At 68.3% G+C, this 25,489-nt stretch carries 23 protein-coding genes and 1 tRNA gene; 20 read left to right on the top strand and 4 right to left on the bottom strand.

Features of this window, described 5'->3' with window-relative positions:
- The coding region (locus tag ACFTZB_RS21050; RefSeq protein ID WP_378433876.1) for a hypothetical protein at nt 1-221 on the bottom strand (221 nt) is incomplete at its 3' end.
- A 316-nt stretch (nt 222-537) separates the two neighbouring features.
- Here ACFTZB_RS21050 and ACFTZB_RS21045 point away from each other — a divergent pair.
- The 5 genes from ACFTZB_RS21045 (at nt 538) to ACFTZB_RS21025 (ending at nt 6,685) form a co-directional block, all read left to right on the top strand.
- Complete coding sequence (locus tag ACFTZB_RS21045) at nt 538-2,154, top strand: ABC transporter substrate-binding protein (protein ID WP_378433875.1); 1,617 nt, start codon at nt 538-540, stop codon at nt 2,152-2,154.
- A 120-nt stretch (nt 2,155-2,274) separates the two neighbouring features.
- A complete protein-coding gene (locus ACFTZB_RS21040; RefSeq protein ID WP_206007388.1) occupies nt 2,275-3,201 on the top strand; it encodes an ABC transporter permease in 927 nt (308 codons plus the stop codon).
- Nucleotides 3,194-4,162, top strand: a complete 969-nt coding sequence (locus tag ACFTZB_RS21035; protein WP_378433874.1) for an ABC transporter permease — start codon at nt 3,194-3,196, stop codon at nt 4,160-4,162. The genes ACFTZB_RS21040 and ACFTZB_RS21035 overlap by 8 nt, the downstream gene beginning before the upstream one ends.
- 5 nt (nt 4,163-4,167) lie before the next feature.
- Nucleotides 4,168-5,904: a dipeptide ABC transporter ATP-binding protein gene (locus ACFTZB_RS21030; protein WP_378433873.1), complete on the top strand. Its 1,737-nt coding sequence runs from the start codon at nt 4,168-4,170 to the stop codon at nt 5,902-5,904.
- A 31-nt stretch (nt 5,905-5,935) separates the two neighbouring features.
- A complete protein-coding gene (locus ACFTZB_RS21025) occupies nt 5,936-6,685 on the top strand; it encodes an oxidoreductase (RefSeq protein ID WP_378433872.1) in 750 nt (249 codons plus the stop codon).
- Nucleotides 6,686-7,099: 414 nt separating this feature from the next.
- Here ACFTZB_RS21025 and ACFTZB_RS21020 read toward each other — a convergent pair whose 3' ends face one another.
- Nucleotides 7,100-7,936, bottom strand: a complete 837-nt coding sequence (locus ACFTZB_RS21020) for an HAD-IB family hydrolase (protein WP_378433871.1) — start codon at nt 7,934-7,936, stop codon at nt 7,100-7,102.
- Nucleotides 7,937-8,319: 383 nt separating this feature from the next.
- Here ACFTZB_RS21020 and ssd point away from each other — a divergent pair, with 383 nt between their 5' ends.
- The 8 genes from ssd to ACFTZB_RS20980 all read left to right on the top strand — a co-directional run bounded on the left by ssd (nt 8,320) and on the right by ACFTZB_RS20980 (nt 14,574).
- Nucleotides 8,320-9,405: a septum site-determining protein Ssd gene (gene ssd, locus ACFTZB_RS21015; RefSeq protein ID WP_378433870.1), complete on the top strand. Its 1,086-nt coding sequence runs from the start codon at nt 8,320-8,322 to the stop codon at nt 9,403-9,405.
- On the top strand, nt 9,402-10,601 hold the full coding sequence (locus ACFTZB_RS21010) for a TadA family conjugal transfer-associated ATPase (RefSeq protein ID WP_378433869.1): 1,200 nt from the start codon (nt 9,402-9,404) through the stop codon (nt 10,599-10,601). The genes ssd and ACFTZB_RS21010 overlap by 4 nt, the downstream gene beginning before the upstream one ends.
- Nucleotides 10,598-11,389 carry a secretion protein F gene (locus tag ACFTZB_RS21005; RefSeq protein ID WP_378433868.1) on the top strand — a complete coding sequence of 264 codons (792 nt, stop codon included), beginning with the start codon at nt 10,598-10,600 and terminating at the stop codon, nt 11,387-11,389. The genes ACFTZB_RS21010 and ACFTZB_RS21005 overlap by 4 nt, the downstream gene beginning before the upstream one ends.
- Complete coding sequence (locus ACFTZB_RS21000) at nt 11,386-11,973, top strand: type II secretion system F family protein (protein ID WP_378433867.1); 588 nt, start codon at nt 11,386-11,388, stop codon at nt 11,971-11,973. Before ACFTZB_RS21005 ends, ACFTZB_RS21000 begins: the two co-directional genes overlap by 4 nt.
- A gap of 57 nt (nt 11,974-12,030) precedes the next feature.
- Nucleotides 12,031-12,249, top strand: a complete 219-nt coding sequence (locus tag ACFTZB_RS20995) for a DUF4244 domain-containing protein (RefSeq protein WP_012691430.1) — start codon at nt 12,031-12,033, stop codon at nt 12,247-12,249.
- A complete protein-coding gene (locus ACFTZB_RS20990) occupies nt 12,249-12,623 on the top strand; it encodes a TadE family type IV pilus minor pilin (protein WP_378433866.1) in 375 nt (124 codons plus the stop codon). Before ACFTZB_RS20995 ends, ACFTZB_RS20990 begins: the two co-directional genes overlap by 1 nt.
- Complete coding sequence (locus ACFTZB_RS20985; RefSeq protein ID WP_378433865.1) at nt 12,620-12,976, top strand: Rv3654c family TadE-like protein; 357 nt, start codon at nt 12,620-12,622, stop codon at nt 12,974-12,976. Before ACFTZB_RS20990 ends, ACFTZB_RS20985 begins: the two co-directional genes overlap by 4 nt.
- 188 nt (nt 12,977-13,164) lie before the next feature.
- Complete coding sequence (locus ACFTZB_RS20980) at nt 13,165-14,574, top strand: MFS transporter (RefSeq protein ID WP_378433864.1); 1,410 nt, start codon at nt 13,165-13,167, stop codon at nt 14,572-14,574.
- 10 nt (nt 14,575-14,584) lie between these two features.
- Here ACFTZB_RS20980 and ACFTZB_RS20975 read toward each other — a convergent pair whose 3' ends face one another.
- A complete protein-coding gene (locus ACFTZB_RS20975; protein ID WP_378433863.1) occupies nt 14,585-15,499 on the bottom strand; it encodes a LysR family transcriptional regulator in 915 nt (304 codons plus the stop codon).
- A 110-nt stretch (nt 15,500-15,609) separates the two neighbouring features.
- Here ACFTZB_RS20975 and ACFTZB_RS20970 point away from each other — a divergent pair, with 110 nt between their 5' ends.
- Both ACFTZB_RS20970 and ACFTZB_RS20965 read left to right on the top strand, forming a co-directional pair.
- A complete protein-coding gene (locus ACFTZB_RS20970) occupies nt 15,610-16,530 on the top strand; it encodes a CoA transferase subunit A (protein ID WP_378433862.1) in 921 nt (306 codons plus the stop codon).
- Nucleotides 16,527-17,309 carry a CoA-transferase subunit beta gene (locus ACFTZB_RS20965; RefSeq protein ID WP_378433861.1) on the top strand — a complete coding sequence of 261 codons (783 nt, stop codon included), beginning with the start codon at nt 16,527-16,529 and terminating at the stop codon, nt 17,307-17,309. The genes ACFTZB_RS20970 and ACFTZB_RS20965 overlap by 4 nt, the downstream gene beginning before the upstream one ends.
- Before the next feature lie 16 nt (nt 17,310-17,325).
- Here ACFTZB_RS20965 and ACFTZB_RS20960 read toward each other — a convergent pair whose 3' ends face one another.
- Nucleotides 17,326-19,689, bottom strand: coding sequence for a DEAD/DEAH box helicase (locus ACFTZB_RS20960; protein WP_378433860.1), 2,364 nt, complete (start codon nt 19,687-19,689; stop codon nt 17,326-17,328).
- Nucleotides 19,690-20,085: 396 nt separating this feature from the next.
- On the opposite strand from ACFTZB_RS20960, the gene ACFTZB_RS20955 reads away from it, so the two are divergent.
- The 5 genes from ACFTZB_RS20955 to ACFTZB_RS20935 all read left to right on the top strand — a co-directional run bounded on the left by ACFTZB_RS20955 (nt 20,086) and on the right by ACFTZB_RS20935 (nt 25,444).
- Nucleotides 20,086-20,289, top strand: a complete 204-nt coding sequence (locus ACFTZB_RS20955; protein WP_005248460.1) for a cold-shock protein — start codon at nt 20,086-20,088, stop codon at nt 20,287-20,289.
- A 140-nt stretch (nt 20,290-20,429) separates the two neighbouring features.
- The gene (locus ACFTZB_RS20950; RefSeq protein WP_378433859.1) at nt 20,430-21,014 is read left to right on the top strand and encodes a hypothetical protein; all 585 of its coding nucleotides are present in this window, start codon (nt 20,430-20,432) and stop codon (nt 21,012-21,014) included.
- Between the two features lie 137 nt (nt 21,015-21,151).
- Nucleotides 21,152-24,073 (top strand): type I DNA topoisomerase, encoded by a 2,922-nt coding sequence (topA, locus tag ACFTZB_RS20945; RefSeq protein WP_378433858.1) that lies wholly within the window; start codon nt 21,152-21,154, stop codon nt 24,071-24,073.
- 52 nt (nt 24,074-24,125) lie between these two features.
- The gene (locus ACFTZB_RS20940; RefSeq protein ID WP_378433857.1) at nt 24,126-25,340 is read left to right on the top strand and encodes a DNA polymerase III subunit delta'; all 1,215 of its coding nucleotides are present in this window, start codon (nt 24,126-24,128) and stop codon (nt 25,338-25,340) included.
- A gap of 31 nt (nt 25,341-25,371) precedes the next feature.
- Nucleotides 25,372-25,444: transfer RNA gene (locus ACFTZB_RS20935), tRNA-Thr, on the top strand.
- Nucleotides 25,445-25,489: the final 45 nt, after the last annotated feature.

Below are 25,489 nucleotides of genomic sequence, written 5' to 3'. Positions count from 1 at the left end.
GGCGTGTGCCAGTGCAGGCGCTCGGCCTGGGTCGCCCAGAATGCGAGTCGGTCCTCGTCTGCGGCAGCCTGGAGTTCGGGTCCGGCGTTCGCAGTAGCGGTGAACTCGGGGCTCGGCGCGTAGGCCACCGGGATGCCGTCGTGCGGTTCGGACTTCCCCGTCGCTCCGCTCGCCTGTGCGGCCTTCCCCGTCGCTCCGCTCGCCTGTGCTGCACTGGTCATTGTGGGCCGGCCTTCTTTCCAGTCTCGAATTCGGCACTTCTAGCACGTGTGAGGGTAGTCACAAGGGCTCCCGAGCGCACCGTTGCACAAGGTTGCATGCCCATATTCTGCGACGATCGGTCGAATGGGCGCGACGGACGGCAAGCGTGGACGACGAGTGGCGACCCCAGTGCCGACGATGTTTCGATCGGATGCCGATTCCGCGAGTTTCACCCGTCGTGGCCACACAGATTGAAACGTTGACTTATCGTCATCCCATCGTTCGGGCTGCGCCCGGCACGGCTGCCCGGAACCCTGCAGATCTGGGAGGATCGTCTTGCGCATCACACGTGTGGCAACCGCCGTTCTGGCGGTTGGCCTGGCAGCAGGGATGCTGTCCGCCTGCTCGTCCGGTGACTCGACGGGCGGGGGCGGCAGCGGCATCGTCAACGCCTGGGCGGGTGAACCGCAGAATCCGTTGATTCCCACCAATACCAGCGAGAATCAGGGTGGCCGCGTCGTCGATGCGCTGTTCGCGGGGCTCGTCTCCTACGACTCCGACGGTGGTGTGAACAACGAGGTCGCCGAGTCCATCGAGACGACCGACGGCAAGAACTTCACGGTGAAACTGAAGGACGGCTGGACGTTCACGGACGGCACACCCGTCACCGCGGCCTCGTTCGTCGACGCCTGGAACTACGGCGCGCTGTCGACGAACGCGCAGCTCCAGGCATCCTTCTTCGACCCGATCCAGGGCTACGACGAGGTGGCTGCCGAGAACCCCACGGCGCAGACCATGTCGGGACTGAAGGTGGTCGACGATTCGACGTTCACGATCGAATTGAAGCAACCCGAGTCCGCCTTCCCGGACCGTCTCGGTTTCGCCGCGTACTACCCGCTGCCCGCGGTGGCGTACCAGGACATGGCCGCGTTCGGCGAGAATCCCATCGGCAACGGTCCGTATATGATGTCGGGTCCCGGGGCGTGGCAGCACAACGTGCGCATCGACACCGTCGTGAACCCCGATTACAACGGCAACCGCAAGCCGAAGAACGCCGGCGTCGACTTCGTCATGTACAACAGCCTCGACACGGCCTACACGGATCTGCTCGCGGGCAATGTGGACGTCCTCGACCAGGTGCCGCCGAGTGCCGTCACCACATTCGAGACCGACCTGCCTGGTCGCACCGTGAACCAGCCGTCCGCGACCATCGAGACGTTCACGATCCCGGGCCGTCTGCCGCACTTCAGCGGTGAGGAGGGCACGCTGCGCCGGCAGGCCATCTCGATGGCGATCAACCGAGACCAGATCACCCAGCAGATCTACAACAACACCCGCACCCCCGCGCTCGACTTCACCAGTCCGGCCATCGAGGGCTGGTCGGATTCGCTCGTGGGCAACAGCAACCTGAAGTACGACCCGGAGGCGGCGAAGCGGCTGTGGGCCCAGGCCGACGCCATCGCCCCGTGGTCGGGCAGTTTCGAGATCGCGTACAACGGGGACGGCGGCCACAAGGAATGGGTCGACGCCACCGCCAACAACATTCGCAACACCCTCGGTATCGACGCGAAGGGCAAGGAGTATCCGACGTTCGCGCAGATCCGCACGGAGGCCACCAACCGGACCATCCCCAGCGCGTTCCGTTCGGGGTGGCAGGGCGACTACCCGCAGCAGTACGGCTTCCTCGCACAGAACTACCAGACCGGCGGCAGCTCCAACGACGGCGACTACTCGAACCCCGAGTTCGACCGCCTGCTGCGCGCCTCCGCGGGTGAGGTCGATCCCGAGAAGGCCCAGGACCTGCTGAACCAGGCGCAGGAGGTTCTCCTGCGCGATCTTCCCGCGGTCCCGACGTGGTACCGCAACGCGGCGAGCGGCTGGTCCGAAAACGTGTCGAACGTGGTCATCGATTGGAAGGGCATCCCGATGTACTCGGACATCGAGAAGAACTGACGCACGGGAAGTTCTCCGACGGGTGGGGCCGCGAGCTGTCAGTTCGCGGCCCGTTCGGGAGTACGGGCCGAGGCTCCGGATTCCTGACGTCACGGTCCCCGACGAATAGGAGGTGATCCGATGCTCTGGTACGTCGGTCGCCGTTTGCTCCAGATGATTCCCGTGTTCATCGGGGCCACTTTCCTGATCTACGCGATGGTGTTCCTGCTTCCCGGCGACCCGATCGCCGCGTTGGCGGGCGACAAAGCCCTCAGCCCCGCGGTGGCGGCGCAGCTCCGCGCCCGGTACCACCTCGACCAACCGTTCCTGATGCAGTATTTCCTGTATCTGAAGGGCATCTTCACGCTCGACTTCGGCACGTCCTTCTCCGGTCGCCCCGTCAGCGAGGTCCTGGCGCAGGCCTTTCCGATCACCATCAAGCTGTCACTGATGGCACTGGCGATCGAGGGGATCTTCGGGATCGGCTTCGGCCTGTTCGCCGGGCTCCGCAAGGGCGGCATCTTCGACAGTTCCGTCCTCCTCGTCAGCCTGGTGATCATCGCGATCCCGATCTTCGTCATCGGTTTCCTGGCCCAGTTCTTCATCGGCGTGAAGTGGGGGCTGGTGCCGCCGACGGTCGGGGGCAACACCAGTTTCAAGAATCTGCTGTTGCCCGCCTTCGTCCTCGGGTCGGTGTCGTTCGCGTACGTGCTCCGGCTCACGCGGACGTCGGTCGCCGAGAACCTCACCGCCGACTACGTGAGAACAGCGACGGCCAAGGGTCTTTCGCGGCGCCGGGTGGTGCAGGTGCACGTGCTGCGGAACTCGCTGATCCCGGTGGTCACGTTTCTCGGCGCCGATCTCGCCACCCTGATGGGCGGTGCGATCGTCACGGAGGGCATCTTCAACATCAACGGCGTCGGCGGCACGATCTATCAGGCGGTGACCCGCGGTGAGGCGCCCACGGTGGTGTCCTTCGTGACAGTGCTGATCGTCATCTATCTGCTCGCCAACCTGATCGTCGACCTCCTGTACGCCGCGCTGGACCCGAGGATTCGCTATGTCTGAGAAAGTGGAGGACGCCCGAACGGGCGACCGGAAGACCCGTCAGGCGCATTTCGTGGCGCCCGAGGAAGTGGCGGCGCCCGGGGAGACCGACGCCGTCCACATCGACCAGTCGCCGACGAGCATGTGGTCGGATGCCTGGCGCGATCTGCGTAAGCGCCCGCTGTTCCTGGTCGCATCGGTGATCATCGTCGTGGTGATCGCTGTGGCGGCGTTTCCGGACGTGTTCACCAGCACCGACCCGCGGTTCTGCGATCTCGCGTTCAGCATGCAGGGGCCGTCGGCGGGGCACTGGTTCGGATTCGACAAGCAGGGCTGCGACATCTACTCGCGCACGATCCACGGGGCGCGGGCGTCGGTGCTGGTGGGTGTCGGCGTCACGTCGATCGTGCTCGTGGTGGGCGTGGTGTTCGGTTCGGTCGCCGGGTTCTACGGCGGCGCGGTGGACTCGCTGCTGTCCCGGGTCGCCGACATCTTCTTCGGCATCCCGCTCATCCTCGCGGCGATCGTCCTGATGCAGCTGTTCACCAACCGCACCATCTGGACGCTGATCGTCGTCCTCGCCCTGTTCGGGTGGCCGCAGATGGCGAGAATCGCTCGAGGCGCGGTGATCTCGGCGAAGAGCAACGACTACGTGATGGCGTCGCGGGCGCTCGGCGTCTCGAACGTGCGCACCCTGATCCGGCACGTGCTGCCGAACTCCCTGGCCCCGATCATCGTGATCGCGACCATCTCCCTCGGCATCTACATCGTGGCCGAGGCGACGCTGTCGTTCCTCGGTATCGGGCTGCCGTCGACCGAGATCTCGTGGGGCGGAGACATCAGCACCGCCCAGGTCACGCTGCGTCAAGGTTCGCCGATCCTGTTCTACCCGGCGACCGCGCTGGCGATCACGGTGCTCGGTTTCATCATGATGGGCGACGCCCTCCGGGATGCACTCGATCCCAAGGCCCGGAAGAGGTGAGCGCGATGACCGCGAACGATGCGGCCGGCCCGCAGAATTCGGGCGACGAGGTGCCGCTGCTCGAGATCCGGGACCTGGAGGTGTCGTTCCAGTCCCATTCCGGGCTCGTGCCCGCGGTGCGCGGGGTCAGCCTCACGGTGTATCCGGGGCAGACGGTCGCGATCGTCGGTGAGTCCGGTTCGGGCAAGTCCACCACCGCCCACGCGATCATCAACCTGCTGCCCGGGACGGGACGGGTGACGGGCGGTCAGATCCTGTTCGAGGGACAGGACCTGGCGGAGGCGTCCGAGCGTGAGTTCGTCGCGCTGCGCGGGAAGAAGATCGGCCTGGTCCCGCAGGACCCGATGTCCAACCTCAACCCGGTGTGGAAGGTCGGATTCCAGATCGAGGAGGCGTTGGAAGCCAACGGGATCGCGAAGGGTAAGGCCGCGAAGGCGCGTGCCGCCGAACTCCTCGAGGAGGCCGGGCTCGCCGACGCCGAGAACCGGCTGGGCCAGTATCCGCACGAGTTCTCCGGGGGCATGCGCCAGCGCGCGCTCATTGCCATCGGGCTGTCGGCACGCCCGCAACTGCTGATCGCGGACGAGCCCACGTCGGCCCTCGACGTGACGGTCCAACGTCAGATCCTCGACCACCTCGACGGTCTCACCGACGACCTCGGCACCGCGGTCCTGCTCATCACCCACGATCTCGGTCTGGCCGCCGAGCGGGCGGAGCACCTGATCGTGATGAGCAAGGGGCGGGTGGTCGAGGCGGGGCCCGCGCTGGAGATCCTGCAGCGGCCGCGTCACCCGTACACCCGGAAGCTGGTGGCCGCGGCGCCGTCGCTGGCGTCGCAACGGCGGAGTTCTTCGCTGGCCCGGGCGGACATCCGGGAGCACGCGCTCGAGGTGGTGGGCGAGGCGGAACAGCACGGGCAGATCGGCGTCGAATTCGGCAAGGCCACGGACGACGTGGTCGTGGCCACCGGGCTGACCAAGGTGTTCAAGATCCGCCACGGATTACGGAAGTCCACCGACTTCACCGCCGTCGACGACGTCTCGTTCGCGGTCCGGCGCGGCACGACCACGGCCATCGTCGGCGAGTCCGGGTCGGGCAAGTCGACGGTCGCGCAGATGGTGCTGGGACTGCTCGCTCCGACATCGGGGAATGTGGTGTTCGACGGCAAGGACGTCGCGACGTTGGACCGCAGGGAGACGCTCGCGTTCCGCCGCCGGGTGCAGCCGATCTTCCAGAACCCGTACGGCACGCTCGACCCGATGTACTCGATCTTCCGCACCGTCGAGGAGCCACTGCGCACCCACAAGGTGGGGACGAAGGCGGAGCGGGAAGCGCGGGTCCGCGACCTGCTGGACAAGGTGGCGCTGCCGGCTTCGGTGATGCGGAGGTTCCCGAACGAGTTGTCGGGGGGCCAGCGGCAGCGGGTGGCGATCGCCCGGGCGCTGGCGCTGCAGCCCGAGATGGTGGTGTGCGACGAGGCGGTGTCGGCGCTCGACGTGCTGGTCCAGGACCAGATCCTCACGTTGCTGAACGACCTGCAGGCGGAACTGGGTCTGACCTATCTGTTCATCACCCACGACCTGGCGGTGGTACGGCAGATCGCCGATGACGTGCTCGTCATGTCTGCAGGCGCGATCGTGGAGAAAGCCACCACCGACGAGGTCTTCACGGCGCCGAAGGAGGAGTACACGCGGAAGTTGCTGGACGCGATTCCCGGCGGATCGATCCGGCTCGGCGCCTGACCCGCGGCGGCGCCGGGTAGCGTTCCGGTACGTGAGCGACCCGTTGCAGCCCCTCGTCGACCTTCCCGGTGTCCGCGAAGCCGCGGACCGTGCGCGCGACGCGCTCGGCGCGGTTCACCGCCACAAGACCAACCGGCGCGGCTGGCCGACCACCGCGGCCGAGGCGGCCGTCAGGGCGGCCCGCGCCTCCGCGTCGCTGGACGGGGGCAGCACCGAGCTGCCTACCCCCGGTGAGGCCGGCGACCCCATCCTGTCGGGTGCCTTGCGCGTCGGGCAGGCCCTCGACGGTGACGCGCTCACGCTTCTGCAGTCCACCTGGCAGCGCGCGCCCCTGCAGGCTCTCGCGCGGCTGCATCTGCTCGCCGCGGCCGATCTCGTGGAGGATCAGGAGTTGCTCGGCAGGCCACGAGCCGGGGCCGGTGTCGCGGAGCGACTCGACGGTCTGGCTCAGCTCGTGACGGGGGGCACGGCCGCACCCGCACCGATTCTGGCGGCAGTGGTGCACGGTGAATTGTTGACGCTGAGGCCGTTCGGGGTGGGCGACGGCATCGTCGCGCGCGCCGCGTCCCGTCTGGTCTCGGTGTCGAGTGGGCTCGATCCCCACAATCTCGGGGTTCCGGAGGTCAGCTGGTTGCGCCGGCAGCAGGCGTACCGCAACGGGGCCGCGGCCTTCGCCTCGGGCGAACCGGAGGGGGTCGGGAGCTGGGTCGTCCTCTGCTGCGGTGCGCTGGAGGCCGGAGCCCGCGAGGCCACGTCCATCGCGGAAGCGGCGGCGAGCTGACTGGAATCCATTGCACGGCAACATGTTCCCGAACATGTGAAACGGGCGGCGCTGCCGACTGGTGTCGACTTCGCCGCCCGTTAGCACGGACAACCGGTTACCAAGCGTGCAATGGTGGGTTGTGTGGGTGGCCTCGGCGAGAGTCCGAATATCGTCGGGTCGTCCTTGCAACCTGTGCAGGGTCCTTGCCGGTGAAGACTCGAGTCTCGCAGGCCCACAACGCTTTTGCCCTTATAGTGGCTTATGCTTCGCGTGGGTACCTAGTGCCCGTGCTGGGAATCCTGGTCGGGAGATCGATCCTTCTCTTCTGGGTCGACCTTGGCCTTCCGTTCTTCCGTAACTCCTTTGTACCCCGTGACCCCCCTCACATCAAGTATCAAATTAGGTTTGTGACCGTGTCGCGGGTTGCGGCGGTCAGCGCTTGCGGCGCAACACTCCATAGGTGAATGCGCCCGCCACCAGGGCCCCGACGCTCACCGCGGCGGTGGTCGCCACGGTGGTGGCGGACGGCGCCTGGAGGCGCGCCCTGAGGGAGACCGGATTCGAGAAAGTCAATATGGGCCAACCGTTTCCGGCCGCGGCCTTCCGGAGCGCCCGGTCCGGGTTGACGGCCGTCGGGTGGCCGACCGCGGTCAGCATCGGCAGGTCGGTCACGGAGTCGGAGTAGGCGTAGCATACCGACAGGTCGTAGTGGCATTCGTCGGCCAGTTGCCGCATCGCCTCGACCTTGCCGTCGCCGTAGCAGTAGAACTCCACCTCCCCCGTGTAGAGCCCGTCCGCGACCGCCATGCGGGTGGCCATGCTGCGCGTCGCCCCGAGTGCTTCGGCGATCGGCGTCACCACCTCCTCGCCCGACGCCGAGACGACGATGACGTCGTGACCGCGGAGCTTGTGGTCCGCGATGAGGTCGGCGGCCTCCGCGAAAACCAGGGGGTCCACGATGTCGTGGAGGGTCTCGGCCACGACGGACCGGACCTGCTCCACGTTCCAGCCCGCACACATGCTCGTGAGGTAGGCGCGCATCCGCTCCATCTGATCGTGGTCCGCGCCCGACAGCAGGAACAAGAACTGTGCGTAACTGCTTTTGAGGACGGACCGTCGATTGATCAGGCCCTGGTCGAAGAACGGTCTGCTGAAGGCGAGCGTGCTGGATTTCGCGATGATCGTCTTGTCGAGGTCGAAGAATGCGGCAACCCGACCCGTTTCGGTGTGTCGACCTGTCTTGGCACTTCTCTGTGGCTTCGCGGTCACAATGTCCAAGGATATGCGGACTTCGGCCCTGGGTGCGTGTTCCGTGCAACCGCCCGGAACAGGGGCGTTCGGTATCTCCGACACCGTAAAACATTTGAACAGTTGAACTTGCAAATACTGATCTGGGGAGGTGTAGTATTGCTGATGTCCGGATTTGATCCGGACGATGTTCAGCCCGACCCCCCGGGGCTGAACACTGACGACCCTCGCCTCCTCCCCCCCTGGCGAGGGTCGTCCTCTGTCTGCGGCCGGTCCGCCGCCCCGCGCGCCCTGCTCCCAAGAAATTGGTGCGGTAGTACCAGTTTTTATCCACAGCCCCGAAGTTGTCCACAATTCGAGCACGGCACCTGCCGCGGGTCTCCGGCAGCAGGCACGCTCGCTGCATGGACGCACGAGACGGTGGTGAAGTGCTGGTGCTGGTCGACGATCCGGCGCTGCTGCACAGCATCAGGCGCGTAGCGGCGGCGGCCGACCGGACGCTGAACGAGACCGAGATCGCCGACGCCCGGCACGCCTGGGGCAGCGCGCCGATCGTCGTGCTCGACGCGCGTGCGGCCGCCGCGTGCCGCAACCGCCTCCCGCGCCGGCGCCGGGTCGTGCTGCTCTGCGACGGCCCGCCGGGCATCGACGAGTGGCGGATCGCGACCGCGGTCGGCGCCGAACACGTGCTGGCCGTGCCTGACGACGAGTCGGCCCTGGTCGCCGTTCTCGGTGAGCAGCCCCAGCGGCCCGACGCGGACGGAACCGTCGTCGCCGTGGTCGGCGGCTGCGGCGGGGCCGGCGCCTCCACCCTGGCGGCGGCGACAGCCCTCACCGCGGCGACGCGGCCGCAGCCCACACTGCTGCTCGACACCGACTCGTGGGGATCCGGGCTCGACGTGCTGCTGGGCATCGAGGACGTGCCCGGACTGAGGTGGTCGGGACTGTCGATCGAAGGCGGCAGGATATCCGCGGGCGCGCTCCGGGACGCACTGCCCGCCCGCGGCGAGCACCTGCGGGTCCTCGCCTGCAGCAGGACCGGGCACGGCGCGGGACCGACGGCGGCCGCGGTCCGCGCTGTCACCGACGCCGGGCGACAGGCCGGCGACCTGGTCGTGTGCGACGTGTCGCGGTTCCCGGGCCCGGTCAGCGAAGTCGTCCTCGAACTCGCCGACCTCGTGGTCCTCGTCGTGCCCGCGACCGTCCGGGCCTGCATCGCCGCGGGGAAGGTGGCGCAGTGGATCACCGAACGGAATCCCAACCAGGGACTCGTGGTCCGTGGCCCGGCACCGGGCGGGCTTCGCGGCGCCGACGTGGCGGAGGTCCTCGACCTGCCGCTGATCGCATCGATGCGCGCCGAGCGCGCGCTCACCGGAATGCTCGAACACGGCGGTCTGCGGCCGGGGCGGCGCTCCCCGCTGGGCGCCGCGGCCGACGCGGTCCTCGATACCGTCGGCAACAGACCGCGGACCCGGGAGTGGGCGGCATGAGTTCCCTCGTCACCCCCGACCTCCTCGACCGTGTGCGCGAACGCCTCGCGCACACGTCCGGCGAGCCGACACCCGCGACGGTCGCCGCGGCCATCCGGACAGAGTCCGGCGGCGTGCTCGGCGACACCGACCTGCTCGGTGCGTTGCGGGTGCTCATGACCGAACTCACGGGTGCGGGCCCGCTCGAGTCGCTGCTGACGGAGCCCGGTGTCGCGGACGTGCTCGTCACGGCGCCGGACCGGGTGTGGGTGGACCGCGGCCGCGGACTCGAACGCGCAGCGGTCCGGTTCACGGACGAGGCGGCGGTGCGCCGACTCGCCCAGCGGCTCGCGCTGTCGGCCGGTCGCCGCCTCGACGACGCTCAGCCGTGGGTCGACGGAAGGCTGCGGGACGTCGGGAACGGCTCGTTCGGTGTACGGCTGCATGCCGTCCTCGCGCCCGTCGCTCAGGGCGGCACCTGCCTGTCGCTGCGGGTGCTGCGCCCGGCCACCCAGGGGCTCGGCGCGCTCGTCGCGGGCGGCGCCGTCACCGAGGCGGCTCACGATCTGCTGGTGAAGATCGTGCACGCACGCCTCGCCTTTCTGGTCACCGGCGGCACCGGGGCGGGGAAGACCACGCTGCTGGCCGCGTTGCTGGGCGCGGTGGATCCGGCCGAACGGATCGTCTGTGTGGAGGACGCCGCGGAGTTGGCGCCGACGCACCCGCACGTGGTCCGGCTGGTGGCCCGGGCGCCCAACGTCGAGGGCGTGGGCGAGGTGACCGTCCGGGATCTCGTTCGGCAGTCCCTCCGTATGCGACCCGACCGGATCGTGGTGGGTGAGGTGCGGGGCGCGGAGGTGGTCGACCTGCTGACGGCGCTCAACACCGGTCACGACGGTGGCGCCGGAACGGTGCACGCCAACTCGCCCGAGGAGGTGCCTGCCCGGCTCGAAGCGCTTGCGGCACTGGGCGGAATGGACCGCGCGGCGCTGCACAGTCAGCTGGCCGCGGCCGTGCAGGTGATCCTGCACGTCCACCGGTCGTCGAGCGGAGCACGGCAGTTGACGCAGATCGGTGTCGTCACTCGCGACGAGCACGGACGCGTCACGATCGTTCCCGCCTGGAGTCACGACACGGGGGAGGGGCCGGCGGTGGACCGGCTCCGCCGCTGGTGTTCTCGGCGGGAACCGGCGGTGGCGGGTGGGGAGGCGTCGTGATCGCAGGTCTGGTGGTGCTGGCGTGTGCGGTGCTGGCGGTGCCGTCCGCGCGGTCGCGTCCGCGCTTGCTCGCGGTTGCCGGACGGGGAGGTTCCCGGCGGCGGATGGGTCTGCCCTGGGCGGTTCCGGCCGCACTCGTGTGCGCTCCGGTCGTGTACGAACTGGGCGGGATCTGCGCCGTTCTGGCGTCGGTGATCGTCTGTGTGACAGTGCGGTTCAGGTCGGTGCGACGTCGGTCGGCCCGAGCGAAGGACGCCGATCTGCGCGTCGTCCTGGCGGGCCTCGAGGTGGTGACGGCGGAACTCCGCGTGGGTGCGCATCCCGCCGCGGCATGCCGGACGGCGGCCGACGAATCGGTGGGCAGTGTGTCGGCGGCGTTCCGGGCCGCTTCGGCACGCTCGCGGCTCGGGGGATCCGCAGCCGACGGGTTCCGGATCGCGGACTCCCGGGTCGGCACCGAGTTGGGGCGGATCGCCGACATCTGGGCGGTGGCCGACGCGCACGGTCTCGCGCTGGCGGAGCTGCTCGAGGCGGCGCGGACGGACCTGTTGGGGCGCAGTCGCTTCCGTCAGCGGACCGAGGCGTCCCACGCCGGAGCGAGGGCGACGGCGACCGTGCTGGCCGGCCTGCCGCTCCTGGGTGTCGGTCTCGGTCAGATGATGGGGGCGTCTCCGCTGGCGGTGCTGTTCGGCGGCGGGGTGGGCGGCATCCTGCTGCTGCTCGGTGCGGGATTGGTGTGCGCGGGACTGCTGTGGACCGACCGGATCACCGGACGGGTGACGGGATGATCTGGGGCGCGGTACTTCTCCTCGCGTGTGCCGTGGTGGTTCTCCCCGCACCGAGATCACCGGTGCAGCGACTGCGCGGCGACACCGGCGGTCCGGGCGATTCGGTGGCCGCGGCGGACGACCCCACACGCCGCGAGGACCCGCTCGCGACCGCCGCCGCCTTCGACCTGCTGGCAGCGTGCCTGCGCGCAGGGTTACCGGTCGCGACCGCGGCGCAGGCGGTGTCGCGGTCCGCGCCGGCGCCGCTGTCGGAATCGCTTCGCCGTGCCGCGGACCTGCTCTCGCTCGGCGCGGACGCGGCGACCGCGTGGGAGGCGGCGGCGTCGGACCCGGCCACCGAATCGCTCGCCCGGATGGCGCGACGGTCGGCGGCATCGGGTTCGTCGCTCGCCGGTTCGATGACGGAACTCGCCGCCGACGGCCGCACCCAGGTCGAGCACCTGGCGGCGGCATCGGCCGAACGGGCGGGCGTGCTGATCAGCGGTCCGCTCGGGCTGTGCTTCCTGCCGGCGTTCATCTGCCTCGGGATCATCCCGGTCGTCGTCGGGCTCGCCTCGCGCGTACTGGACGGCGGGTTGCTGTGACACGCAGACACTTCCGGCGCAGAACCGCTGCGCCGGTCACTCTGAAGGGGGAACATCATGAAACACGGAATCCGGTCTCTGGCGGCAGTGCGGGCACTGACGGCCCACCTCGCTCTGCTCGCGACGGACGAGGACGGCATGTCGACCGCGGAGTACGCCATCGGCACCATCGCGGCCGCGGCGTTCGGGGCCGTCCTGTATTCGGTCGTCACCGGCGACAGCATCGTCACGGCGTTGACGAACATCATCGACAAAGCGCTGAACACCGCGGTGTGATGAGGTTCGCCGACAACCTGCGCCGGTCGGACGCGGGCGGTGTCACGGTGGAGGCGGCGATTGCGATCGCGTCGATCGTCGCGGTGGTCGTGCTGTGTGTCGGCGCGATCACCGCGGTGACGCTGCATGTCCGGTGTGTCGATTCGGCGCGCGAGGCCGCCCGGCTCGCCGCCCGCGGAGATCACGAGTCGGCAATCTCCGCGGCGGAGAGGGTGGCCCCGGGCGGCGCCGACGTGTCCGTACGGACCGAGGGGGAGTTCGTCGTCGCGACCGTGCGGGCACACAGCCCACTTCTTCCGCTGGTGACCATCTCCGCGGAGGCGGTGGCCGCTCTCGAACCCACGGTGCCGGGGTGGAGTGGGGGAGGCCGGTGAGTGCGGGGATCTCCGACGACCGCGGGGCCGCGACGGTGCTGGCGTGTTGTGCGCTCGCGGCCCTGGTGGTGGTCACGGCGATGCTGGTGCACGTCGGTTCGGCGGTGGCGGTGCGGCACCGCGCGCAGTCGGCCGCGGATCTGGCCGCTCTCGCCGCGGCCGTCGCTCTGGACCGCGGCACCGACGCGGCGTGCGACGCGGCGCGGGAGGTCGCGGGGCGGATGCGCACCGAGGTCGTGTCCTGTGAGGTCGACGACTGGGACGTGGAGGTCGCGGTCACCGCGCCGGTGCTGCTGTCCGTGCCGGGGGTCCGGGACGCCCGGGCGGTGGCGAGGGCGGGCCCCGCGGAGTGACGTCGACGGCGGGGCGGCACTGGTGACGCCCATCGCTCCAGCGTGCACGGGGTTTCCCGGATTATGACCAGATCGGTAATAATCCTCGGCCGGAGAAGTATTGGACGGCATGGATCCTGTGATGCGAGTCTCACTGAAGCGAGCTGGTTTCCATTCACACCACTCCCCTTGGCGAGAGAGGGCACTACATGACCACGGCACCACCGCAGCGGACCGAGGCCGAGACGAAAGCACGGAGAGCGGGCATCGCCTCGTTCATCGGCACCACCATCGAGTGGTACGACTTCTACATCTACGGCACCGCGTCCGCCCTGGTCTTCGGTCAGGTGTTCTTCTCCGACACCCTGCCGGCGGGCATGGGCACCCTGCTCGCGTTCGTCACGCTGTGGGCAGGGTTTCTCGCCCGACCGATCGGTGGCATCGTCTTCGGGCATCTCGGCGACAAGATCGGCCGGAAGACCACCCTGGTCATCACCCTCGTGATGATGGGGACCGCCACGGTCGGGATCGGTCTCCTGCCGTCCTACGCGCAGATCGGAGTGTGGGCGCCGGTCGCGCTGGTCTTCCTCCGCGTCGTTCAGGGCGTGGCCGTGGGTGGCGAGTGGGGCGGTGCCGTCCTGATCGCCAGTGAGAACGCACCCAAGGGGAAGGGAATTCTGTACTCCGCGTTCGCGCAGCAGGGGTCGCCCGCCGGAAACCTCCTGGCCACGATGGCGTTCTTCCTGCTCTCCGCGATGCCCACCCCGGAATTCGTGCTGTACGGCTGGCGAATCCCGTTCCTGATCTCCGCGGTCCTGGTGATCGTCGGCATGGTCATCCGCCTCAAACTCGAAGAGTCGGACGCCATGAAGACCGTGCTGAAGCGCAAGAAGACCGTCGCACTGCCGATCGGTGAGGTGCTGCGCAAGCATTGGGTCCTCGTCCTGCTCGGTGCGGGCGCGCTGCCCCTGGCGCAGGTGACGTACTTCAAGAACACCTTCGCGTTGTCGTGGGCCACCAGCGAACTCGGCTACGACCGTGGCACGTTCCTCGGTGCCATCGCGATCGCCCTCGTGGTGCAGTTCATCGTGCAGCCGTTCGGCGCCGTCCTGGTGTCCCGAATCGATATGCGGAAAGCCATGTGCATCATGGTGATTCCCGAGTTCGTCCTCATGCCGGCGATGTTCTTCGCGATCCGGACCGAGAACTTCGCCGTCGCCGTGGTGGCGATGTGCCTCGCGACCATTCCGCATTCGATGTTCTACGGCGCCATCGCCGGTGTGCTCGCGCGTGCCTTCCCCGCCAACATCCGCTACACCGGACTGTCCGCGGCCTACCAGCTGTGTTCCCTGATCGTCGGCGGCGGTACCCCGGTGCTGGCGCAGTGGATGCTCAACTCGTCCGGCAACATCGTCGGTGTCGCGTTCGTGTCGGCCGGCTACGCCGTCGTGTCGCTGGTCTGCACGCTGCTGCTCCTGAACCGGACCGGATACGACGCGCGCCGGTTGTCGACGGCGGAGCAATCCGACGCCGACGAACTGCAACTCGACGTCGAGTACGACGACGACGCCGACGGCACTCCGAGCGCAGGGCAGGCACATGCGACAGCCCACTCCTGACCGCGCGGTGTCAGTCCGGAGTGGGCGGTCCTTCGGGAGTGGGCAACGCCTCCTCGGACAGCCTGAGGACTTCCCGCAACGCGGCGCTGTCGTCGTCCGCTCGCCACGCGATCCGCAACTGCAGAGTGCTGGGACCTCCGACCAGTGGGAGGAACACGACATCCGGGTTGTTGACGTTCTCGACGACGGAGGAGACGGTCAACGCGCAGCCGACTTCCGCGGACACCAACGCCATCAACGACATCGAGTCCGGTGCGCTCTGCACGATCCGGGGTGTGAAACCGGCATCGTGGGCCGCCCTCTGCAGCGAGTCGCGCAGCGCGGATCCGGGATCGGCGGGCAGTGCCACCCAGGGCTCGGTCGCCAGCTCCTCGATCCGGACGCCGTCCTTGCCTGCGAGCGGGTGGTCGGCGGTCACGGCCACCACGAAGTCCTCGTTGAGGATGACGCGGGACGCGATGCCGGGCGGGGTGAAGATCCACCGGCCCAGACCGATGTCGAGGGTTCCGTCGAGGAGTTTGTTCAGTGCCTCGCTCGCGAAAGCGGAACTGTTCAAGACGAATTCGATGCCCGGATGAGTGTGTCGGACGAGTTTCGCCCACCGTCCGATGAGCAGATGGGACGAGACGCCGGAGAAGCCGATGCGCACCCGGCCGATCTGGCCGCGCCCGGCGGCGGCGACGGCGATCTCCGCGAGCCGGCAGGCGTCCAGGATCTCGCGCGCCGGGCCGAGCAGTGCCTCGCCGGCGGAGGTGAGGCGGACGTTCCGGGTGTTCCGGTCGAACAGGGTTGCCCCGAGTTGCTTCTCCAGTTGCCGAATGGTTCTGCTCAGCGGGGGCTGAGCCGAGTGCAGGCGCTGTGCGGCCCGGCCGAAGTGCAACTCCTCGGCGACCGCGAGAAAGGCAGTGATCTGAGAAATCTCCACGACAGGACTATTGCAGTTCGAGCAATAGAACTGTCAACACTTTTGAGCGCGACGGCGGTAATCAGGTCGGAACGGTCCCGAAGCGACGTCCGGCCGGTCCGGAGAAGGGCATGGCAATGAGCAAAGTGGTCAGCATGGCGGAGGCCATCGAGACGTACGTCGACGACGGCATGACCGTGTGCCTCGAGGGCTTCTCGCATCTCATCTCGTTCGCGGCTGCGCACGAGATCATCCGGCAGCAGCGCCAGAACCTGACGCTGTGCCGGATGACGCCGGACATCGTGTCCGATCAACTCGTGGCCGCCGGCTGCGTCACCAAGCTCGTGGCGTCGTTCTTCGCGAGCGGCTCGGCCGGGTCGCTGCACGAGTTGCGACGACGCATCGAGCGCCACGATCCGGTGCCGCTCGAGGTAGAGGAGTACAGCCACTACGGAATGGTCTGCCGCTATCAGGCCGGCGCGGCCGGTCTGCCGTTCTTTCCGCTGCGGTCCTACGCCGGAAGCGATCTTCCGCGGCTCAATCCCCGAATTCGCCTGGTCGACGACCCGTACGGGGAGGGCACCGTGTACGTCGTTCCGCCGCTGAACCCGGACGTCACCATCGTTCACGCGCAGCGCGCCGACCGTCACGGCAATGTGCAGATCTGGGGGATCTCCGGGGTCCAGCAGGAGGCGGTCTACGCCGCGAGGAAGGCGATCGTGGTCGTCGAGGAGATCGTCGACGACGACGTCGTCCGCTCCGACCCCAGCCGAACGGTGATCCCCTCCCACGCCGTCGACGCCGTCGTCGTCTGTCCACGTGGGGCGCACCCCTCTTATGTGCAGGGCTACTACGACCGGGACTGCGGGTTCTACCGGCGCTGGACCGCGATCAGCAAGGACTCGGGACTCCTCCAGGCGTGGCTGAAGGAGTGGGTCCACGGCACCGCGAATCACGAGGAGTACCTGGACAAACTCGGCGGCGACTACTGGGACGACCTCGCCGTCGCGCCTCGATTGTCCGAACCGGTCGACTACGGGAGCAGAAAATGACCACAGCACGAGTCGGAGGGATCTCGGCGACCGAGGTCATCGTGTCCGTCGCCGCCCGTGAACTCGCCGGGAAGGGACGTGTCTTCGCCGGCGTCGGACTGCCGACGCTCGCCGTCGACCTGGCCAAGCGGACCAGCAACCCGGACGTCGAACTGATCTACGAATCGGGCGTGTGCGGCGCCCATCCCAGCGCGATGGCCGAGGGCATCGCCGACTCGGTGGTCGTGTCGGGTGCGGAGTCGGTGGTGTCGATGTCGGCGTTGTTCGGGTACGTGCTGCAGGGCGGCAACGTCGACGTCGGGTTTCTCGGCGCCGCCCAGATCGACAGGTACGGCAGCCTCAACACCAGCATCATCGGCGACTGGGACAAGCCGACGGTCCGGTTGCCCGGTGCCGGTGGTGCCGTGGAAATCATGCCCAACGCCGGCGAGATCTTCGTGGTGATGCGGCGCCACGATCCGAGCGCCTTCCCCGCGGAACTCGACTTCTGCACGTCGCCGAGCCCGGTCCGGGCCCGGGCGGCGGGCGACGGGATCGCCCCCCGCGGTCGCGGGGTGACGAAGGTGTTCACGAACCTCGGCGTGCTGTCGCGGCAGGGCCCGTTCGACGAACTCGAGTTGGTCAGCGTGCACGAGGGGGTCACCGTCGACGACGTGCGGGCCCAGACCGGCTGGGAGTTGAAGGTCGCGGACGATGTCACGGTCACCGCGCCGCCGACCGGCGAGGAGATTCACCTGCTCCGCGACGTGATCGACACGGTGCGGTTGTATCTGCGCTGATCGGAAGGCCCGTATCTCAGCCGAGCGAGTCCAGCACCGCCGACAGGACCCGGATCGCCCCGTCCTTGTCCAGGGGATCGTTGCCGTTTCCGCATTTCGGCGAGTACACGCAGGACGGGCACCCGGACGTGCATTCGCACGAGCGGATCGCTTCGCGGGTCGCGCCGAGCCAGCGGGTGAGTTCGGCGTGCCCCCGGTCGGAGAATCCGGCGCCACCGGCATGACCGTCGTAGACGAACACGGTGGGAAGTCCGGTGTCGGCGTGCAACGCCGTCGAGACGCCGCCGATGTCGCCTCGATCGCACACCGCGACGAGGGGCAGGAGACCGATCGCCGCATGTTCCGCGGCGTGGAGCGCCCCGGGCACGCGCTCCGCCGGAACACCCGCCTGCAGCAGAAGTTCCGGGGTGACCGTGTACATCACTGCGCGGGTGGGGAGGGTGTGCTTCGGCATATCCAGTTCGACGGCGTCGAGGATCTCGCCGGACGACAGTCGCCGCAGGTACCCGATCACCTGATGGGTCACCTCGACCTCGACGAGCGCGACCTCCACGTCGCCGAACTGCTTCTGCTCGAGCACCGAGGTGACGGTGATCTCGGTGGTTTCGCGGGCCGACGTCGTCCAGTCGGGGTCCTCCGCGTGGACGAGGGCGAGACCCTGGTCGAGGTCGAGTTCGTCGACGACGTACGACTCGCCCTGATGGATGTGCACGGCACCGGGGTGCGCCGTGGCCGGAGCGCGGCCGGTGTCGACCGTCCCGAGCATGCGTCCGGATTCCGACACGACAATCGCAACCTGGGTTCCGATTCCACCCCGGATATCCACTGCGCCATGAGGATTTGTGCCGGCGGTGACGAACCACCCGTGTACACGCCGGCGGATCAGTCCCTGCTCCGACAGCTTCGCGAGCACGTCGAGTGCCCCGAACGCTTCGACCTCCGCGTCGGACAGTGGTAGTTCCATTGCCGCGCAGAGCAACTGCGGGCCGAGGACGTACGGATTGCTCGGGTCGGTGACGGTGGCCTCGACGGGCTTGTCGAGCAGCGCGGCCGGATGATGGACGAGGTACGTGTCGAGCGGGTCGTCTCGCGCGACCAGCACGACGAGCGAACCTTCGCCGCGCCGGCCGGACCGGCCGCCTTGCTGCCAGAACGACGCCACCGTGCCGGGGAACCCGGCGACGACGACGGCGTCGAGGCCGGCGATGTCGACGCCCAGTTCCAGCGCATTCGTCGTCGCCGCGCCCAGCAGGGTGCCGTCGGCGAGGGCTGTCTCGAGTTCACGCCGGTCCTCGGCGAGGTAACCGGCCCGGTACGACGCGACGCGCGACGCGAGTGCGGGATCGATCTCCCCGAGTAGACGTTTGGTCGCCATCGCGGTCAGTTCGGCGCCCCGGCGGGAGCGCACGAAGGTCAGCGTGCGGGCGCCTTCGACCATCAGATCGGCCATGATGCGGGCGGCCTCGGACCCGGCGGGCCGCCTGACCGGGCTCCCGTTCTCCCCGGTGACCTCCCGCATGAGCGGGGGTTCCCACAGCGCGACGGTCCGGGGACCGTGCGGCGAACCGTCTTCCACGATCTCGGCGCAGGGCGCCCCGATCAGCCTCGACGCCGCCGCCCCGGGGTCGGCGGTGGTGGCGGACGCGAGGACGAAGACGGGGTCGGCGCCGTACCGCGCCGCGATGCGCCGCAGCCGCCGCAGCACGAGCGCGACATTCGAACCGAAGACGCCACGGTAGGAGTGGCATTCGTCGATCACCACGTACGCCAGATTGCGGAAGAAGTGCGCCCATCGCTGATGGGTCCGGAGAAGCGAGATGTGCAGCATGTCGGGGTTCGTGAAGAGCCACCGCGAGTTCTCCCGGGCCCAGTGCCGCACCTCGAGTGGGGTGTCGCCGTCGAACACACACGGGTACGCACCACGCAGGTCGTCCCCGTCGTCCAGGACGTCGGAGTCGATGAGTGCCGTCACCGCCCGGAGCTGGTCCGCTCCCAGCGCCTTGGTCGGCGAGAGGTAGAGCGCGGTCGCCCGCGGATCCGTTGCCAGAGTGGTGAGTACCGGAAGCTGGTAGGCGAGGGATTTACCCGAGGCGGTGCCGGTGGACACCACGACGTTCGTGCCGTGATGCGCCAGGTCGGCGGCAGCGGCCTGGTGGGTCCAGGGGCGGGCGATCCCGTTCTCCTGCATGGCCCGGACGACGCTCGGGTGCGCCCAGGCCGGCCATTCCGACAGCTGGGAAGTCCGGGCGGGCATTTCTGCGGCGAAAGTGAGCGGCTTTTCGTCCCGGGGAACACCCTCGAGGACTCGGTTCAGGAGTGTTCGGCCGTATGTTTCGCCCGTATTTCCACTGTCGTCACGGGGTGAAAACGGTGTGCTCACTGAAGTCTCCGGGCTGTCGTAGGGACGGGCGAGTAGCTTCCACACCGCCACGACCTGCGCATTTGATGATAACGAGTGCCTCCGGAGGCCTGTCGTCCGGGGTGTCGCGACGCCGTCGCTAATGCCCAGTTCCGTGCCTGTTCGCTACAAGATCAACTTTTTGTGTGAATTGTTCGGATTTCGACTGTTGCGTTCCCGGAGTTCATGGTTGACTACAACTGGTCGCAGCTTCTGTGTTCGTAGGCTTGAAAGAGTGAACGTTCGCAGGATCGATGTTGCGAACGCGGTGCTCTGCTTTTCCTGAGGGGGAAATCTAGAAGTACAGCGGTCGGAACCGGCCCGGCGGACTGTATGTGCTGTCCGCCGAATCCGGTGGTTAGAAAGAGAAGGAAAAGCATGGCACAGGGCACTGTGAAGTGGTTCAACGCGGAAAAGGGCTTCGGCTTCATCGCACCCGAAGACGGCTCCGCTGACGTCTTCGTTCACTACTCCGAGATCCAGGGCAGCGGCTTCCGCACCCTCGAGGAGAACCAGCGCGTGGAGTTCGAGGTCGGCCAGGGCACCAAGGGTCCCCAGGCAACCGGCGTTCGCGCAGTCTGATTCTGCCGTTCACGTTCGTGAACACGTAAATCAGATAGGCGGGGTCCTCGCGGCCGCGTCTGATTCGTCCCCCATCGCCTGAGGCGGTGGGGGACGAGTCGTTTTCACGGCAACGGTGCCGTGGCAAAGGGGGTACTTCAGTGAGCCAGCTCTCCTTCTTCTCCGCGGAGGCGATGCCGCCGGCAGTCACCGATCTGTGCGGTCTGCTCGCGGCGACGGGCCAGGTGGTCACGTCCGGCGGGCGGGCACGCATCTCGATCGTGGTCGACGCGCAGTGGCGGGCGGAGGCGATCGCGGAGCTGATCGAGCAGGCCGGACTCGAGGTCGAGATCACGCGCAGCGACGAAGGCAGCCCCCTGGTCCGCACCGCGTCCGTCGTCGACCTGCGGCCTCTCGCGGACCAGTGGACGAGGGGAGCGGTGAAGGCGGTGCCCTCCGGCTGGGTGCCGTCGGGGCGTCAGCTGAGGGTGTGGGCGCTGGCGTCGGGCAGGGGTGAAGCGGAGGGCGAACGGTTCGTCCTCGGACTCGATCCGCACGCCCCGGATACCCACGCGCCGTTGGCGCAGGCGTTGATGCGGGCGGGCATCGCGCCGACGCTGATCGGCACCCGTGGGTCCGGTCCGGGGCTCCGGATCTCGGGTCGGCGTAGGCTCGGCAGACTCGTCGAGAGCATCGGCGAGGCTCCCGGAAACGTGGACGACCGTACCGGTTGGCCCCACGTGTAGAGCCGTGTAGACGGTACTGATCTGCGAGGATGGGTTCCGGGTATGTCACTCTAGTAATAGGCGAACCGGGTATAAAAGGGTTTGTCTGCACAACTGTCGAGTGGCAGCGATCGACTTCAGGAAGGCTCGGGCTTCACGTGGCTAAAGGGGACAACGGCAGTGCACAGGGTGCGGCGGGAGCGTCCGGCCAGCCTCGCCGCCTCGTGATCGTCGAGTCGCCGACCAAGGCCCGCAAGATCGCCCCGTACCTCGGGAAGAACTATGTCGTCGAGGCGTCGGTCGGCCACATCCGCGACCTTCCGCGAGGAGCAGCCGACGTCCCGGCCAAGTACAAGGGTGAGTCGTGGGCGCGGCTCGGCGTCAACGTCGACGAGGATTTCGAACCGCTCTACGTGGTCAGCCCGGAGAAGAAGTCCAAGGTCACGGAGCTGAAGAGCCTCCTCAAGGACGCCGACGAACTCTTCCTCGCCACCGACCCCGACCGCGAGGGCGAAGCGATCGCCTGGCACCTGCTCGAGACGCTCAAGCCGAAGATCCCGGTTCGCCGGATGGTCTTCCACGAGATCACCGAGCCTGCCATCCGCGCCGCGGCCGAGGACACCCGCGAGCTCGACAACGACCTGGTCGACGCGCAGGAGACCCGCCGCATCCTCGACCGTCTGTACGGCTACGAGGTCAGCCCCGTGTTGTGGAAGAAGGTCATGCCGCGGCTGTCGGCAGGCCGCGTGCAGTCCGTCGCGACGCGCGTCATCGTGCAGCGGGAACGCGAGCGGATGGCGTTCCGCTCGGCCTCCTACTGGGACATCTCCGCGACTCTCGACGCCGGCGCGGACGCCAGCCCCCGCAGTTTCGGGGCGCGTCTGGTGACCGTCGACGGGTCCCGGGTGGCCTCCGGCCGCGACTTCGGTTCGGACGGACAGCTGAAGACGAGCACCGTCACGGTCCTGGACGAGGCGCGGGCTCAGCGTCTGGCCGAGTCCCTCGCGGGTGTCGATCTCACCGTCTCCTCCGCGGAGAGCAAGCCGTACACCCGCAAGCCCTACGCGCCGTTCATGACGTCGACGCTGCAGCAGGAGGCCGGCCGGAAGCTGCGATTCACGTCCGAGCGGACCATGCGCATCGCGCAGCGCCTGTACGAGAACGGTTACATCACCTACATGCGTACCGACTCGACGACGCTGTCGTCGTCGGCGATCGCTGCCGCCCGGGCGCAGGCCACCGAGTTGTACGGCGCCGAGTACGTGCACGACACTCCGCGGCAGTACACCCGCAAGGTCAAGAACGCGCAGGAGGCGCACGAGGCGATCCGCCCCGCCGGCGACGTGTTCCAGACCCCCGGTCAGCTGCATTCGCGCCTCGACACCGACGAGTTCCGCCTGTACGAGCTGATCTGGCAGCGCACTGTCGCGTCGCAGATGGCCGACGCGCGAGGCACGACGCTGACGCTGCGGATCACCGGAACCGCGGGCACCGGCGAGGAGTGCACGTTCTCCGCATCGGGCCGCACGATCACGTTCGCCGGATTCTTGAAGGCCTACGTGGAGAGCGTCGACGAGGAGGCCGGCGGGCAGTCCGACGACGCCGAGTCGCGTCTGCCGGTTCTCGTCGAGGGCCAGGCGGTCACCGCCACCAAACTCGACCCCGACGGCCACACCACCAACCCGCCCGCCCGGTACACCGAGGCGAGCCTGATCAAGACCCTCGAAGAGCTGGGCATCGGCCGCCCGTCCACGTATTCGTCGATCATCAAGACCATCCTCGATCGCGGATACGTCTACAAGCGCGGCAGCGCGCTCGTCCCGTCCTGGGTGGCGTTCGCCGTGATCGGCCTTCTCGAGATGCACTTCGGACGGTTGGTCGACTTCGACTTCACCGCCGGTATGGAAGACGACCTCGACGCGATCGCCGGTGGCCGCGAACAACGCGGCAACTGGCTCAGCAGTTTCTACTTCGGCGGCGATCACGGAGCCGAGGGTTCGGTGGCCCGTGAGGGCGGCCTGAAGAAGATGGTCGGCGTCAACCTCGAGGAGATCGACGCCCGCGAGGTCAACTCGATCAGGCTCTTCGACGACTCCGAGGGACGGGAAGTGCACGTCCGCGTCGGACGGTTCGGTCCGTACCTCGAACGGATGGTCCAGAACCCGGACGACCCCGAGGGCGACCTCGTCTCCCAGCGCGCCAACCTGCCCGACGACCTTCCGCCGGACGAGCTGACACCGGAGTACGCGGAGAAGCTGTTCTCCACTCCGCAGGAGGGTCGCAAGCTGGGCGTCGACCCGCTGACGGGGCACGAGATCGTCGCGAAGGAGGGCCGCTTCGGCCCGTACGTCACCGAGATCCTGCCCGAGCCGGAACCGGAGCCCGAACCCGCCGTGGTGCCGGTGACCGACGAATCGTCCGACGGGACGACCAAGACGAAGACCGCCGCCGCCAAGAAGGCGCCCGCGAAGAAGGCGGCGAAGAAGGCCACCGGTCCGAAGCCGCGGACGGGCTCGCTGCTCAAGTCCATGGACCTGGCGACGGTGACTCTCGACGACGCCCTCAAGCTGCTGTCGCTGCCGCGTGTGGTGGGTGTCGATCCGGAGTCGAAGGAGGAGATCACCGCGCAGAACGGCCGTTACGGCCCGTACCTGAAGAAGGGCACGGACTCGCGGTCCCTCGCCACCGAGGACCAGATGTTCACGGTGACCCTCGAGGAGGCGCTGAAGATCTACGCGGAGCCCAAACGCCGCGGGCGTCAGGCCGCCGCCACCCCGCCGTTGCGTGAGCTGGGCGTCGACTCGGTCAGCGAGAAGCCGATGGTGATCAAGGACGGCCGGTTCGGTCCGTACGTCACGGACGGTGAAACCAACGCCAGCCTCCGCAAGGGCGACGAGGTGGAGTCCATCACCGACGCTCGCGCTTCGGAACTGCTCGCGGATCGGCGTGCCCGCGGCCCCGTCAAGAAGAAGGCCGCTGCGAAGAAGGCCCCCGCCAAGAAGGCCGCGAAGAAGACCGCTGCCAAGAAGGCGCCGGCCAAGAAGGCCGCCTCGAAGAAGGCCGCGGACAAGAAGGCGTGAGCCGGTACCTCGGGCCGGTAGGGATGTCGCACGTGCCGGTTAGGCTGGCGCGGTGACGGTATTCGACCGGTTGGTGGGCCAGGAGGACGTCGAGTCCGAACTGACGGCCGCGGCGACTGCCGCCCGTCGTGGAGTCGGCGAGATGGGCTCCGCGATGACGCACTCGTGGCTGTTCACGGGCCCGCCCGGCTCGGGTCGGTCGGTGGCGGCGCAGTGTTTCGCCGCCGCCCTGCAGTGCACGAGCGACGGCACTCCCGGCTGCGGCGTCTGCCACGCCTGCACCACCGCGATGGCCGGCACCCACGGTGACGTCCGGCAGGTCGTCCCCGAGGGCCTGAGCATCAGTGTCAAGGAGATGCGCGCCATCGTGCAGACCGCCGCGCGCCGGCCGAGTACCGGGCGCTGGCAGATCGTGGTCGTCGAGGACGCGGACCGGCTCACCGAGGGTGCGGCCAACGCGCTCCTGAAAGTGGTGGAGGAGCCACCGGACCGCACCGTGTTCCTGCTGTGCGCTCCGTCCGTCGACCCGCAGGACATCTCCGTGACGCTGCGGTCGCGCTGCCGGCACATCCATCTCGTGACGCCGTCGGCCGACTCCATCGCCAAGGTCCTGCGTGAGCGGGACGGGCTGGCCCCTGAAGACGCGCAACTGGCGGCCTCGATCAGCGGCGGCCATGTCGGCCGGGCGCGGCGTCTCGCGACGGATCTGAACGCCAAGGTGCGTCGGAAGGACGCGCTGGACCTGGCGGTCGCGGCGCTGCGGCCCGCCACCGCGTTTGCCGCTGCGGAAGAACTGGTGCGTTCCGCCGACGCGGAGGCTAAGGAGATGAGTGCCGCCCGGGACGAGCAGGAGACCGAAGAGTTGCGCACCGCTCTGGGCGCGGGCGGTACCGGTAAGGGGGCGGCCGGAGCGCTCCGCGGCTCGGCGGGTGTGCTGAAGGATCTCGAGAAGCGCCAGAAGTCCCGGGCCACTCGCACGGGCCGTGACGCACTCGACCGCGCACTGATCGATCTGGCCGGTCTCTACCGCGACGCGCTCGCCGTCACGTGGAAGTCGAACGCCGCCGCGAATCACCCGGACATGGCCGATCGGGCCGCCGACCTCGCGTCGCGAACAACCCCGGAAGGCCTTCTGAAGTGCATCGAAGCGGTCCTCGAGTGCCGTGAGGCGATCACCGTCAACGTCAAACCGCAGTGGGCTGTCGACGCCATGGTGGCCACTCTCGGCGACGCGTTCAGGGAGCCGTTTTCGCATACTCGGGGTTGAGGCGCTAGACTCGCCACCGCCGAAAGGCACCGCTGCCTTAGCTCAGTCGGTAGAGCATTTCACTCGTAATGAAAAGGTCGAGAGTTCGATTCTCTCAGGCAGCTCAGCGGTCCTCTGGCCCTTCCCGATCAGTCGGGAAGGGCCAGAGT

Source organism: Rhodococcus sp. NPDC057014 (assembly GCF_042673295.1).
Classification (GTDB): Bacteria; Actinomycetota; Actinomycetes; order Mycobacteriales; family Mycobacteriaceae; genus Rhodococcus_F.
Note: the sequence above shows the minus strand (reverse complement) of the source record. Positions and strands in the feature narration are given on the sequence as shown.

Excerpts from the sequence above, each read along its gene's own strand:
- ACFTZB_RS21040 (WP_206007388.1), top strand. The coding sequence starts at position 2,275 with ATGCTCTGGTACGTCGGTCGCCGTTTGCTCCAGATGATTCCCGTGTTC.
- ACFTZB_RS21035 (WP_378433874.1), top strand. The coding sequence starts at position 3,194 with ATGTCTGAGAAAGTGGAGGACGCCCGAACGGGCGACCGGAAGACCCGT.
- ACFTZB_RS21030 (WP_378433873.1), top strand. The coding sequence starts at position 4,168 with ATGACCGCGAACGATGCGGCCGGCCCGCAGAATTCGGGCGACGAGGTG.
- ssd (WP_378433870.1), top strand. The coding sequence starts at position 8,320 with ATGGACGCACGAGACGGTGGTGAAGTGCTGGTGCTGGTCGACGATCCG.
- ACFTZB_RS21010 (WP_378433869.1), top strand. The coding sequence starts at position 9,402 with ATGAGTTCCCTCGTCACCCCCGACCTCCTCGACCGTGTGCGCGAACGC.
- ACFTZB_RS21000 (WP_378433867.1), top strand. The coding sequence starts at position 11,386 with ATGATCTGGGGCGCGGTACTTCTCCTCGCGTGTGCCGTGGTGGTTCTC.
- ACFTZB_RS20995 (WP_012691430.1), top strand. The coding sequence starts at position 12,031 with ATGAAACACGGAATCCGGTCTCTGGCGGCAGTGCGGGCACTGACGGCC.
- ACFTZB_RS20990 (WP_378433866.1), top strand. The coding sequence starts at position 12,249 with ATGAGGTTCGCCGACAACCTGCGCCGGTCGGACGCGGGCGGTGTCACG.
- ACFTZB_RS20980 (WP_378433864.1), top strand. The coding sequence starts at position 13,165 with ATGACCACGGCACCACCGCAGCGGACCGAGGCCGAGACGAAAGCACGG.
- ACFTZB_RS20970 (WP_378433862.1), top strand. The coding sequence starts at position 15,610 with ATGGCAATGAGCAAAGTGGTCAGCATGGCGGAGGCCATCGAGACGTAC.
- ACFTZB_RS20965 (WP_378433861.1), top strand. The coding sequence starts at position 16,527 with ATGACCACAGCACGAGTCGGAGGGATCTCGGCGACCGAGGTCATCGTG.
- ACFTZB_RS20955 (WP_005248460.1), top strand. The coding sequence starts at position 20,086 with ATGGCACAGGGCACTGTGAAGTGGTTCAACGCGGAAAAGGGCTTCGGC.